Genomic DNA, 13,437 nt, shown 5'->3' with positions numbered 1-13,437 from the left:
TGCCGGGCTGTTTTAAAGACAGGCATCCAGCAGGTATAAAATCGATTCGTAATTCTTTCCGACGGCTTCGGACAGGGCCATTTCGCAGGTTTTGGCCGACGAGTAATAGCCGTCGTAGCATTGCTGTCTAGCTTCCTGCGCCTCGGGCCGGGTGGCTGCCGCCGTGAGCTCCGGAAATAAAAAGCCCCGGTCGCCGGCCATGCCGCAGCAGCCCGCGTGCAGCGGCACCTCCACCTCGTGGGCTAGCTGGCGGGCTATACTTACAAACTTATTCTCAAGGCCCATTTTCTGCAGCGAGCATACCGGGTGCAGCAGCACACGGCCCTTTTTGCGAAGCACAGTTGCCTTCGGAAGTATAAAGTCGGCCACATAATCAATGCTGTCGATGATGCTCAGGGCGTCATACTTCTGCCTGTTTTCCGGCGAGAGAACCGGGCGGCAGTTTTGCAGGGTATGCGTGCAGGAGGTCACATCGAGCACCAGCGGCAGGCGGCCGCCATCCGTCCAGCGCCATACTTTTTCGATGGTGGCATTGGCCGTAAATTCAAACGCTTTGCTGTAGCCCTTCGAGGAGAAGATCTGGCCGCAGCAGCTGCTCTCCACATCCTCCGGAATCACAAACCCGATGCCCGCCTTTTCCGACACGCGCGCAAATGTAGCGATGATGCTGTTCCCGTTTTGCCCGGCGGCGTTGCCCATGGTGCGCGAAATGCATGTAGGGAAGTATACTACCGCGGCCTGCTGCTGCGCAGCTTTGTCTATTGTTTTATAGGTTGCAAAGGCCGGTGCCGGCGCCAGCTGCTCCGACCAGAGCGGCAGGGCAGGTGCTATTTTCCGGGCCTGGCGGGTAAACTTTGTGAGCGTTGCCGCACCCAGCAGGGCATTTATACCTGCTCCCGACTGCAGGCCCATCTTAACAGCAGCCGTTACGGGTTTAAAGTTGCGGGCAATGAGCAAGGCCAGGTTATTGGCAAAATCGCTGTGGCTTTCGCGGCGCAGGCGCTTTACCAGGTCGCCGGTGTTGATGTCGACGGGGCAGGCGGTGGCGCACAGGCCATCCACGGCGCAGGTATCCAGGCCATCGTACTGGTACTGGTGCAGCAGCTGTTTGTGCTGTTTTTTAGCGCCGGCTCGTTTTAGCCGGAGCAGCTCGCGGCGCACTACAATTCTGCGGCGGGGGGTCAGGGTCAGGTCGCGGCTGGGGCATTTGTGCTCGCAAAAGCCGCATTCCATACATCTGTCCACCTCTTCCTCCACACGGGGCAGTTCTTTGAGGTTTTGGATGTGGGCGTTTTTGTTTTCGTTGATGATCACGCCGGGGTTGAGCAGGTTTTCCGGGTCGATGGTCTGCTTCAGCGCTTTCATGATCTGGTAGATGCCGCTTCCCCATTCTGTTTCTACAAAGGGCGCCATGTTGCGGCCCGTGCCGTGCTCGGCTTTCAGGGCACCTTTATACTTGAGCACCACCAGCACCACCACCTCTTTCAGGAACTGGTCGTAGCGTTTAATCTCCTCGGGGGTGTCGAAGGCCTGCGTGACCACAAAGTGGATGTTGCCATCCTTGGCATGCCCAAAAATAATGGCCTTTTCGTAGTGATGCTTTTTAAAGAGCTGTTGCAGGTCAAGTATGGCGTCGCCCAGCTGGGCTACCGGAAAGGCAATATCCTCGAGGATCACCGTGGAGCCACTGGCCCGTACGGCGCCCACTGCCGGGAACATGCCTTTGCGCACTTTCCACAGCAAGCCCTGCGCCACCGGATCGGTCGTAAACACCGGTTCCTCAAGCAATTGCAGCTCCGGTGCACGCAGCATAAACCCGCTGATCTTGTGCTGCACGTCAGCCGGATTCTCTCCCTGAAATTCTACCAGCAAAGCGGCTGCCGCAGCAGGCAAGGTATGAATAACGGCAGGTACGCCTGCCATGTGCTCAATGGAGCGCAGCGAGGCGCGGTCCATCAGCTCCACGGCTTCGGCACCAGCCTCGGTTAAAGGCACAATGGCCTGGCAGGCCGCATAGATATCCGGAAAGTATAGCAGCGCGGTGGACTTGGCCGGGTAATCAGGCACGGTTTGCAGCACGGCCTCCGAAATAAAACCCAGCGTGCCCTCGGCCCCGATGAGCAGGTGCGCCAGCATATCGAGCGGGTGTTCGTAATCGATTAGGGCATTGACCGAGTAACCCACCGTGTTCTTGGTTTTATACTTGCGGCGGATGAGCTCGTACATGGCCTCGTCCTGCCATACCTGCGCGCGCAAGGCCTGCAGGAGCTGGAACAGGGCCGGGCATTCGGCCTCGAAGCGGGCGTAATCCTGGGGTTGCTCGGTAGAGAATACCGCTCCGGTGGGCAGCATAAACCGGATGTAGCGTGTCGTATGGTAGGAGTTTTTACTCACTCCGCAGCACATGCCGCTGGCGTTGTTGGACAGGATGCCGCCCATCATGGCCGAGTTGATGCTGGCCGGGTCGGGCCCGATCTTGCGCTTATACCTGCGGAGGTAGGCGTTTACGTTTCCGCCAATCACGCCGGGCTGTACTCGCACCAGTTCTCCTTCCTGCTCTATCTGAATCTTGTTCCAGAACTGGCTCAAATCTACCAGAATACCGTCTGATATTGATTGCCCCGACAAGCTAGTGCCTGCAGCGCGGAAAGTAAGCGGAATTTTTTGGCGCTGCGAGAGCCTGAACAGCGCCTGCACTTCTTCTTCGGATACGGGCTGCACCACCGCTTTGGGGCGCAGGTAATAAAAGCCGGCATCCGAGGCGTACGCCACCACGTCAATCAGCCGCGACTTGATGCGTGCTTTTGGCAGAATGGCTTCCAAAAGCTGATCTAGTTCCATAACCAGGGGATAAGGTTAGTAAGTAGCCTGTTTTGTCTTTCGGTCAGCTGTTTCGTTCAGTTGGCTAGCCGGGTTATACCTGGCATGCTTGCTTGTTATAAGCAGCAGCAGGTACGTGATCAGGCCGTTGAGCACGATCAGCTCAAAGCCCATGGCATACCCAAACCAGGCCACCGAATGACTGTCGATAAGGTAGGTGATGGCCGGCGAAAGAAGGCAGATGAAAGGTACCAGCCGGTCGGTTACGGCACGCTTGTTCGTCATGCCAAAGGCAAAGAGCCCCAGCAGCGGCCCATATGTATAGCCGGCGGCTTTAAAGATGGCATTCACCACCGAGTCGTCGTTGATTACCCGGAACACAAGTATAACCAGCAGCATCAGCACCGAAAACACCATGTGCACGAGCTGGCGCTGGCGCACGAGGCGGCGGGAGTTCTGGTCTTCTTTTTTCTCGAAGTTCAGGAAGTCGATGCAGAAGGACGTGGTGAGCGCCGTCAGAGCCGAATCAGTGGTGGCAAAAGTAGCTGCTGTTAAGCCCAGCATGAACACGATGGCCGGAATGATGTTGAGGTGATTCAGCGCAATTTCGGGGAACAGGTAATCGGGCGTGCGCAGGTCGGCTACGTTGATCTGGTTAGCATCGGCATACTGGTAAAGCAGAGCGCCCACGCTCAGGAAAAAGATGTTGATAGCTACAAAAACGGCTGTAAAGGTGAGCATGTTTTTCTGCGCCTCACCGATATTCTTGCAGCTCAGGTTTTTCTGCATCAGATCCTGGTCCAGGCCCGTCATGGCTACGGTTACAAAAATACCGCCCAGGAACTGCTTCAGAAAGTGGTTCTTGCTGCCCACAAAATCCTCCCAGAAAAATATTTTAGAATAAGAGCTTTCTTTTACGGCTTCGAAGGTCTGCATCAGGTCCAGGTGCAGGCTTCGGGAAATAAACCAGATGGAGAGCAACACCGACGAGAGCAGGAAAACTGTTTGCAGCGTATCGGTGATCACGATGGTTTTAAGCCCGCCGCGGTGTGTGTAGGCCCAGATAAGCACCAGACAGATGGCTACGGTCAGGCCGAAGGGCACATTCCAGGCATCGAAGATAAACTTCTGCAGCACAATGGCCACCAGGTATAGCCGGAAGGCAGAGCCGATAATGCGCGAAACCAGGAAGATCATAGCGCCGGATTTATAGCTCCAGTAGCCCATGCGCTGTTCCAGGTAAGTATAAATGGAGACCAGGTTCATGCGGTAATACAATGGCAGCAGCACCGTGGCGATGAGCAGGAACCCGACCGCATTACCCAGTACAAACTGGAAATAGCCAAACTGGTTGTTGACCACCGCCCCGGGTACCGAGATAAACGTAACGCCCGACAGCGCTGTGCCGATCATGCCGAAGGCCACAAAATACCATTTGGAGTTGCGGTTGGCAATAAAGAAGGTGCTATTATCGGAAGTACCCTTGGAGGTGAGGTACGAGACCCCGATCAGCAAGGCAAAATAACCCAGCAAAAAAGATAACAGAACAATGGGAGGCATATGCTTTTTAGATCAAAATGAGTAGAGTGGCAGCAGTTGCAAACCTTATAGTTAGTCATTCTGCAGCTGATTTACAAGTATAAACCGGCTGCAGGCGCAGGATTAAGACGACTGCCGGAGGTTCTCCACGGCTTTGCGCACGCTGCCATACTTGTCCAGAAGCTGGGCGGCGGTTGCTTCGTCTGTTCCTGTTTCGGTCATGATAATGCGCACGCCGCGGTTGTAAAGCTTGTGGTTGGTGAGCTGCATGTCGAACATCTTGTTGCCTTTTACCCGGCCCAGCTGTATCATCACGGAAGTGGTGAGCATGTTGAGCACCAGCTTCTGGGCCGTGCCTGATTTCATGCGCGTAGACCCCGTCAGAAACTCAGGCCCTACCACAACCTCTACCGGAAACTGCGCTGCCGCTGCTACCGGGCTGCCCGTGTTGCACACTACGCAGCCGGTTACCAGGCCCTGTTCGTTTGCTTTTTTAAGCCCTCCGATCACGTAAGGCGTCGTGCCCGAAGCAGCCAGCCCGATCACCACATCGCCATCGGTTATGTCAAATTCCAGCAGATCTTTCCAGGCCTGCGCGGTGTCGTCTTCAGCAAACTCCACAGCTTTTCGGATGGCGGTGTCGCCGCCTGCAATCAGGCCTACCACCCAGTCGAAGGGCACGCCGAAGGTGGGCGGGCACTCCGAGGCATCCAGCACGCCCAGGCGCCCGCTGGTGCCTGCGCCAATATAAAACATGCGGCCGCCAGCCTTCATTTTTGCGGCGGTCACCGTGGCCAGCGCCTCTATCTGTGGAATAGCTTTTTCTACGGCATGCGGCACTGTTTTGTCTTCCCTGTTGATGTTTTCGAGTACCTCCCGCACAGACATCTTCTCGAGATCATTGTATTTTGAATCTCTCTCGGTAACTATTTCCATTTATTCGAGTGTAATAATGCTTTTAGAATTACTTGATTTTAGCAGGCCACTTTTGGGCGCCTGTTCCTACTTCTTTTACGTTTATTCCGCGCCAAACTCCAGGCAGGCAATTTTACCGTCCATGGTACTCACCACTACCCTGCCTTTGCCCAGCGGCAGCACGGGGTTCATCAGGCTGTTGGATACTTTATGCTGCCAGAGCACCTTGCCTGTTTTACGGCTAACGGCGCTGGCCAGGCCCGAATGCGAAGGCACATACACCACGCCCTTGCTTTCGACAAGCGCCGAGGGTGCCAGCTCGTAAGGCAGCTGCAGGTCCGACTGCCAGGCCAACTGCATCGAATCGGCGGCCGTGGAAACACCATACAGTTGCCCGTCCATCGTTTTCACGTATACCAGCGCCTTGTCTGCCGACAAGCCCATGGACTCGCGCACCCGCACGTCTTTCATCTGGCGGCGCCATACTTCTTTTCCGGTGGTGGCATCCAGCGCAGTCATGTAGCGGTCCGGGGCTACCAGAAAGATGCGGCCATTAGCCGCCACCGGATAGCAGGCGGCCGGGGAGAACATGCGGTTGGTCGCGCCGTTGTTCCACTTCCAGGCTAGTTTGCCGGTAGCAGCATCGAGGGCATAAAAATCGTTGCCCCAGCTTCCGAAGTATACCTTGCCCTGGTAAAGCAGCGGCCTGGTGACCACAAAGTTCTGCACCTGGTCAAAATCCCATACTACCTTGCCGGTCTTCAGGCTAATGGCCCTGAAATGGCCGTCAGAGCCGCCAATGTATACCTGTTTGCCCTGAATCAGGGGGGCGCCCAGCACCGCTTTGGCAGTAGGCACTTTCCAGACCAGCTTGCCACTGGCAGCTTTCAGGCAGTAAATATTGTGATCGGATGAGCCCACCACCACGTAGCCGTTGGCCAGGGCCGGCGTGGAGTAGATCTTGCCGCCGGTCTGGTAAGTCCATGCGGGCTTGCCTGTTTCCTGGTTGAGGGCATACACCTGGCCTTGGGTGTTGGTGGCGATCACCAGTTTTTTGTTTGCCACTGTTCCGGCGCCTACGTCGCTGTTATCCTGGTATTGCCATACTACTTTTACCTGCGGGTATACTTTGTTCACCGCATAGGAAGGCCTCGGGTAGCGACGGGTTTCCTGGTCGAAATGATGATTCTCCAGCGGCACTGCCAGCCACTGCTGCTGCGTTTGCACCACCGGCCGGCGCACTTCGAACGTGGCCTGGTTGTCTTTGATGGTTACAATGTTATAGCCGCCGGTGCTGTCCTTGGCGCGCAGGTTCGAGCGGCCCATCACCGCCGGGATACCTTCGTAGGTAAAGCGGCGGTTGTTGTGGCCGTGGCCGTGCAGCACCAGCTGCACATTGCGTTTTTTCACCAGGTCGAGGGCCTCGTACCAGTTGTTCAGCGAAGAATCCTGCGGGTAATGGTTCACATACACCACCGGCATTGCCGCATCGGGCATATGGGTGAGCACCGAATCGAGCCACACGAGGTTTTCGCGCGGCACCTGCCCCGGCCCCATGCGCATATTGGGCCCCGAACTGGTGCCAGCAAACAGGTAGCCGTTATAGGTAAAAGCAAAGGTTTCAGCACCGAAAACTTTCCGGAAGGTGTTCGCGCCACTTTCCGACCAGTTGGCATCATGGTTGCCAGCAATAATGTGCCAGGGTTTGTTCAACTGCCCCAGCAGCTGTTTTGCCTGTTGCAGCTCCTCGTCCGAGCCAAACTCGGTTACGTCGCCGGTCACCAGCACAAAAGCCAGCGAATCATTGGCATTGATATCGGCTACGGTGCGTTGCAGGTCCTCAGCCCCGGTGCCGCTCCCCACATGGGTATCGGTTACAAACGCAAACTGAAAGGACTGCGCCCTGGCAGGCATAGCTGCAAGCAGCAGCAGCACAAACAGCAGGCGATAGGTTAACTTTTCCATTTTCGTTTTCTCAGGCTAATGGTATGGGGTTGCTCCATTCAGCTAAAATCTAAAGCAGCTTCAGCAATTAACGCACAAACCTGCAAGCCTCTGGCAAATTTAAACAATGTATAGCCTCTAAAGCTAGTAATTCACGTGAAATAATGCCGGGCTTCTGCCCAATTTTTCTCCTAAACACGCATAAATACGCATATCATCTCTCGTTATTTATACTAGCAGCGCTAACGCTACGTACCAGAGGCCGGAAGTTTGTGGCTGGCGCCCGGCAGCTACTCTTTTTTAACCGGCGCCTGCTTCAGCGCTTCCTGTTCTTTTGCTGCCAGCAGGTACACGAGCGAAGCCGTACCGTCCATGGTCGGTTCATTGGTGCTATAATCGCCATAATCGTCGTGGTATACGACCAGGTCCGACTGGAAGGCGGCATATTCGTCGGGGCTGTAGAGCGTAATGCCTTTCAGGTTATTGTAGATGCTGCCATACACCGGGCCATCTACCAAGCCGCCATCGATCGGAAATTTATACAGGTGCGTGAACGCGGAATGCGGATCAACGGGGGTATCGCCGTGAGCCGGCAAGCCATACACCATGCTGGTGCCCCAAGGGTTGCAGCCAAACAGCCAGTCCAGGTTAGCCTGTTCCAGCTCAGCATAGGCCGCATCGCCCGAAAGCTGCCCGTACAGGTGGCACTGAATGGCAAAGGAAGTCGTCAGGTTATTAGAGCACCAGATAAACGGAATGCCCCTGTAAAAAGCATTGGTTTTGGCCTTGTTGTATATTTTGTCGATGCCTTGTTGATAGAAACTGATCAGATCGGCCTTGGCTTGGACATCTGCCTTTTTAGCCAGCTCAAAATGCCCGAAGTTGTGGAAAGGATACCACTGGTAATGGCGGGCCGTGTCGGCGCCCATCCAGGGCGTTACTTTTTCCTGCTGCCCATACGTGTATGCCTGCCCGAAATAAGCCTTATTGCCGGTAAGTTGGTAAAGCGCGGCAGCACCTAGTTCCATATCATCTACCCAGCTGTCTTCCTCATAAAAGTAGGGCGCCAGGTTAGGAGCCGTCTGGCAGCCCCCCGGCTTCTGCAATCCCAGTTTGTAGGCCGATACCGCCTTGCTGCCGAACAGCTTTGCCAGCGCAGGGTCGGTGTTGTATACCTGGGCCGCCAGGGCAAAGGCGCTCGTAAACTTACCCGCAATGGAGGCTACGCCGGTTGCCCTATTCTTATACTTGCCCAGGCCCTGCGGCTCGCCGGTAGCAAAGTATACCGGGCGGGCTTTTCCTTTGCCCATGCCATAGTTCACATCATCCAGCGTGGGCAGGCGCATGCCCTGGTGGTCGCGGTCGTCGGCCAGCTGGTTAAACAGCCAGTCCTCGCGCGGGTGCATTTTCAGGAGCCAGTCCAGCCCCCATTTGGCCTCATCCAGCACATCGGCCACCCCATTCGTACCCTCCAGGCCATTGCCCAGGTGCGCATCCGAAAATACGGCAGGGAAGTCGCGGTAGGCGGCCAGCAGGTGGTAGGTGGCGTTGGCCGAGGTAGTGGCATACTGCAGGTAATCGGAGGCGTCGTGCCAGCCGCCCGACACATCGATGTGCGTGCTGTCGGGCATGGGGCCATACATAGTATAGCCGTCGGAAGTATGGCAGGAGTCTTTCAGAAAAGGATTAAACCCGCTCCGTTGCTGCCGCATGTAGCGCAGCGCAAAATCAGCTGTGCCTTTGTACACATCGGCTGCAATCCGGAAAACCGGCGAACGTACGCCATCGGCTTTCAGAAAGTAGCTTCCAGGTTTGGTAAAGGCGCTGAAATGGAGCCGGTAAGAGGCCTGAAAAGGGCCGTAAGCGCCAAACGCTTTGCCTGCTTTTCCTTTAAAAACTACCTTGCCTGTGGCAGCATCTACCAGCGCAAAGCGCCTGATGCGTTTGGAGCTCTTGCTGGCCCATACGGCTACTTTTATACCTGCCGGCGTGTAGCCCAGCTGGTTGATACGAATCCATGCCTGGCCGTTTTGCGCCACCTGCTGCGGAAGCGGGTTATCGAAGGTTGCTTTCGCAGCTACTCCCAGCGTGCCGCCAAGGGCCACCAGCATTCCGAAAGCCAGCGCTAGAAATCTCTTTTTCTTAAACATCACCATATCGTTTCTGACAGATTGAAGAATAACTTCTGCATGCGCGGGGCATGCCGTATTACCGGATTTTCTTTTTAAAAGCAGCTGAAGCAGTGCTCTCGTTCTTTAGCCGGTCCAGAGCGGTCACCACGTAATGATACGTATGGCCCGGCTTCAGGCCGGTATCGTCGAAAGCGGTTTGGGTCTGGTCGAAGGTGATCTTCACGATCTTTTCCGGCCGGGATAGGTCGAAGGGCTCCTCATCCTGAAAGCGGTACACCACATAGCCATACACAGGGCTGCCGGCCGGCATCTGCCAGCGCAATTTCGTTTTTTTGCCCGAAGAAAAGAACAGGAACTTGTGCTCGCGCAGGTTTACCGGTGGGGCTACTTCCTGCTTGCCCAGCCACGGCATAACAGGTTGCAGAGCCGGGTAGCGGTAAAAATCCTGCTGCAACGAGTCGCGGAAGCCGGCCAGGTTATCGGTCAGGGATTTGGAACTGAAGTAGACGCTGCCGTGCACGCGGTCATTCTGCCGCAAGTAGCGCACCTGGTTGGGCAGCTGCTGCCGGTCGCGCCAGCCTTCGCGGTCTTCCATGGCCCGGTACACGCCCTGGCCAATGTATAAATGCCTGCCGCCGGCGTTCACGCTCCACCAGTCCAGCAGCTTCTCATAAGGAGCGGCCGGATAGTGAAAGGGGAAGTATAGCTGTGGGTTCACGTAATCGAGCCAGCCCTGCTGCATCCATTTGCGCGCATCAGCATACAAGGCGCTATAGCCCGAAAGGCCGTTGCTCTCGGAGCCGGCCGGGTCCTGGGCCTTGTTGCGCCAGATACCAAAGGGGCTCACCCCAAACTTGACATAGCTTTTGGCTGCATGGATGCTATCCGACAAAGTATAAATCAGCGTGTCGACATTGTGGCGGCGCCAGTCGTCTATGCTGGCAAAGCGGCTGCCATACTGCCGGTAAGCGGCCGAGTCGGGCAGCGCGCTCTTTTCAGGATAAGGGTAAAAGTAATCGTCGAAGTGCACGCCGTCCAGATCATAGTTGCGCACGGCATCCAGAATCACCTGCACAATGTAGGCCCGCACCTCGGGCAGGCCGGGATTAAAGTATTTTTTGCTTCCATAGGTAAAGAACCACTCCGGATGGGTACGGGTGATGTGGGTGGGGCTCACGTGATTGTCCACCAAGTCGGTAGTGGCGCGGTACGGGTTAAACCAGGCGTGTAGCTCCATACCGCGCTTGTGCGCTTCTGTAATGGCAAAGGCCAGCGGGTCGTAGTATGGGGTGGGCGCCTGCCCCTGGGTGCCTGTCAGGAAGCGGCTCCATTCTTCCCGGCCTTTGCCGTAGAAGGCGTCGGTAGCGGGGCGTACCTGCAGCATAATGGCATTGATGCCCGTTTTCTGATGCGCGTCGAGCAGTTGCACCAGCTCCTGCTGCTGTTGTACTGCGTTTGTTTTCGAAGTTGGTTTGGAAGGCCAGTCAATATTTTCTACGGTGGCAACCCACACGCCGCGAAACTCGCGTTTAGGCGAAACGTTCGCTTGCTGGGCCCAAAGAAGGGTGGTGGTAAAAAGGAAAGCAAGCAGAAAAGTATACTTCTTGATCATAGGAAAGCAAGGGATGGATTTAGAAAAAAGCCCCCCGAAGATTTATCAACGGAGGGCTTTCTGGCTACTATGCTATGCTTAACCGGTTAGCGCTCTCGTATCAGCACCCGGTTTGTTGCGGCAGGTGTGGCGGTGTAGTTTCCGCGCACATACAGGGTGTACACCCGGCCTGCCACAGGAGCTACCCCTGTCAGGGTTGTATACGGCACCGTTGCGCCAGCTGCGTAAATTGGGAAGTCGTAGGTACCCGGCGCTATTTCCACGTAAGCAGTGTTGCCTTTATAAGCCACATTGGCACCTATGTTGGTGATAATCTCAGGCTCGGTAGTGGTTGCTTTGCGCACGGCTTTCACATCGAAATTTACCGGGGCATCTGCCATTACATGCACAAACCGGATATACGCCGTGGTTTCACTTTTCGCAGGCAATGCATCTTTCAGCAGGAGTGTCTCAAAGGCACCGGTGTTTCCGATCAGGAAAGCCGAATAGCTGGCCCCTTCCTCGAGCGTAACCGGCGCACTGGCCACTTTTTCGGCAACACCCTTTTCCGATGTTGTATCGATCACCTGCACAGTATAATTTCCGGCAGCCACGTTGGCATAGCCATAGGTTGCGGGGAACACGGCCGTACCGGCATACGACAGCCCTAGTTCCTGGCCGGTAGCAGCAGGCGTCAAACCTGTAACCTTCTGGCTATTGAGGAAGAAGTTAACCATCGGGGCCATTTCGGCCGCATGCACCACTTTTACCAAGGCACCCGAATGCATCGGCTCGTAGTGTTCGGCAATGGTATTCTTTTCGCAGGCGCCTAATACAAGACCGGCTACCAGTATAGCGAATGATTTAGTAACAATATTTTTCATGGAGTTATCAGATTATTTTTTGCTGAACCACAATTCGTATGTATGAAAATCGGGGTTAAGCCCACCAATCTTTTCCAGCGCGGCCGCATTCCACATGTATTCGGAGTTATACCTTGGCCGGAAACGGTAAGCTGGTTTGCCCTGGTTTAAGCCATACAAAGGATCAGGTAACTGGAAGCCAGTAAACACATCGCTGCTGTAGTGGTATCTTCTCAAATCGGTCCAGGTCTCCAGGAAACCCCAGCCCCACTGCGCGATATACTTCTGCAGCATGATCTTCGACAACGTCAGGTTAGCCGCATCGGTCGGGATCAGGTCCGCACTGGCCATGTACGCCTGTCGTCTTTGCCCGAACACCGCTACCTCATCTTCCGGTGTTGCCGGATCGTTGATCACATACTTCTTCACAAAATCCATGTGCGCATTCACGCCCTTGGTATAGGCATCCAGCGCCAGGGACTTATCGCCTTTGATAAAGGCAGCTTCTGCTTTGATGAACTGCAGCTGCGCATAGGTCATGAGCGGGAACCGCTCGTTGTTGCCGAACAGGTATTTGTTAGGCGTAGTTGCTGCCACCACATCCGTTGGTGTATTCCAGAGGTTTCTCGGGCGCAGGGCCGCTTCATACTCGGTAAAACCTACTCCTGGCGTCACACCTCTGTACTTGCCATCCGGCGCTGGCGCCAGCATAACCGGCAGGCGCGGGTCAACAACGGACAGCGCATTGTCGTGCAGGCTGGCATTGGTGCCATCCAGTAACCCAACAATAAACTTCGACTGGCGGAACGTATTCAGGTTACCTCTTCTCGGGCCATAGAAGTTGGTATCGTCGCTTATACTTCCTTCAAAACGCACTGACGCATCATCGGCATTGCTGGCAAGCGCCTTGTCTACGTACGCGATCACTTTATCCGGGCTGTAAGAACCCTTGTTGGATAAATGGTGCTCGTTGATAGCCAGCAGGCCGTAGGCAAACTTGAGCCACTTGGCACGGTCGCCGCCATAGATCAGGTCGCCTCTGTTCAGGGTAGACGTTGCCACAGCGCCGTCGGTTCTTTCCAGGTTGGTGATAGCTAGTTCTGTTAAGCGTCGCACTTCGGCGTAGATCTCCTCCTGGGTGTCGTAGTCGAAGCTTGTGCGGCCGGGCTCAAAAGCCTGCGACACGATCGCTTCGCCGTGATAATCCGTCAGCATCTGCCAGCCGAAGGCGCGCAGCAGATAACCAACGCCTACAAAGTCCCACTTCTGCTCTTCCTCCGCTTTGGAGATCATGTCGGTCAGGTTCGCACCCATGATATAGTATACCGACTTCCACAGCTCGCCCGAAGCATCGCTGCTGGCCAGAAAGCCATGCTGATCCCAGAGGTCGCCGGCATCTCTGGCGTTCCAGTTCTGCACATACTTGCCCAGGTACCGCGAGTCGAACTCAATGCCCAGGGCCAGGCCTGTCTGGATAGAGGGAAGGTAATATTGCGGTGCTACCACCTGGTCTGGTCCGTTGGGATTTGTGTTTACATCCAGGTAGCTTTCGCAGCTGGTAGATGCAAACAAACCGGCCGTTAACAGCGAAGCGCACAGTATCTTTCTGATTGATCGTTCTTGTATTCTCATT

Annotated in this window: 8 protein-coding genes; all 8 read right to left on the bottom strand. The window is 55.4% G+C overall.

Annotation, left to right across the window (positions count from 1 at the left end; translation table 11 throughout):
- Positions 1 to 12 precede the first annotated feature (12 nt).
- Positions 13 to 2,841, bottom strand: a complete 2,829-nt coding sequence (locus LWL52_RS00875; RefSeq protein ID WP_242916239.1) for an FAD-binding and (Fe-S)-binding domain-containing protein — start codon at positions 2,839 to 2,841, stop codon at positions 13 to 15.
- A 15-nt stretch (positions 2,842 to 2,856) separates the two neighbouring features.
- Entirely contained in the window at positions 2,857 to 4,380 is a 1,524-nt protein-coding gene (locus LWL52_RS00870; protein WP_242916238.1) for a sodium:solute symporter, read from the bottom strand.
- 102 nt (positions 4,381 to 4,482) lie between these two features.
- Positions 4,483 to 5,295 carry an N-acetylmuramic acid 6-phosphate etherase gene (gene murQ / locus LWL52_RS00865; protein ID WP_242916237.1) on the bottom strand — a complete coding sequence of 271 codons (813 nt, stop codon included), beginning with the start codon at positions 5,293 to 5,295 and terminating at the stop codon, positions 4,483 to 4,485.
- Between the two features lie 81 nt (positions 5,296 to 5,376).
- Positions 5,377 to 7,239 (bottom strand): outer membrane protein assembly factor BamB family protein, encoded by a 1,863-nt coding sequence (locus tag LWL52_RS00860; protein ID WP_242916236.1) that lies wholly within the window; start codon positions 7,237 to 7,239, stop codon positions 5,377 to 5,379.
- 269 nt (positions 7,240 to 7,508) lie between these two features.
- Positions 7,509 to 9,374, bottom strand: coding sequence for a glycoside hydrolase family 9 protein (locus LWL52_RS00855; RefSeq protein WP_242916235.1), 1,866 nt, complete (start codon positions 9,372 to 9,374; stop codon positions 7,509 to 7,511).
- A 52-nt stretch (positions 9,375 to 9,426) separates the two neighbouring features.
- Positions 9,427 to 10,962, bottom strand: a complete 1,536-nt coding sequence (locus tag LWL52_RS00850) for a glycoside hydrolase family 10-like protein (protein WP_242916234.1) — start codon at positions 10,960 to 10,962, stop codon at positions 9,427 to 9,429.
- 86 nt (positions 10,963 to 11,048) lie between these two features.
- Entirely contained in the window at positions 11,049 to 11,825 is a 777-nt protein-coding gene (locus LWL52_RS00845; RefSeq protein ID WP_242916233.1) for a DUF4397 domain-containing protein, read from the bottom strand.
- Between the two features lie 12 nt (positions 11,826 to 11,837).
- Positions 11,838 to 13,436 carry a SusD/RagB family nutrient-binding outer membrane lipoprotein gene (locus tag LWL52_RS00840; RefSeq protein WP_242916232.1) on the bottom strand — a complete coding sequence of 533 codons (1,599 nt, stop codon included), beginning with the start codon at positions 13,434 to 13,436 and terminating at the stop codon, positions 11,838 to 11,840.
- Position 13,437: the final 1 nt, after the last annotated feature.

It is taken from the genome of Pontibacter liquoris, assembly GCF_022758235.1.
GTDB classification, from domain to species: domain Bacteria; phylum Bacteroidota; class Bacteroidia; order Cytophagales; family Hymenobacteraceae; genus Pontibacter; species Pontibacter liquoris.
The sequence above is the reverse complement of the archived record's forward strand: the minus strand, read 5'-3'. Positions and strand labels throughout refer to the sequence as shown.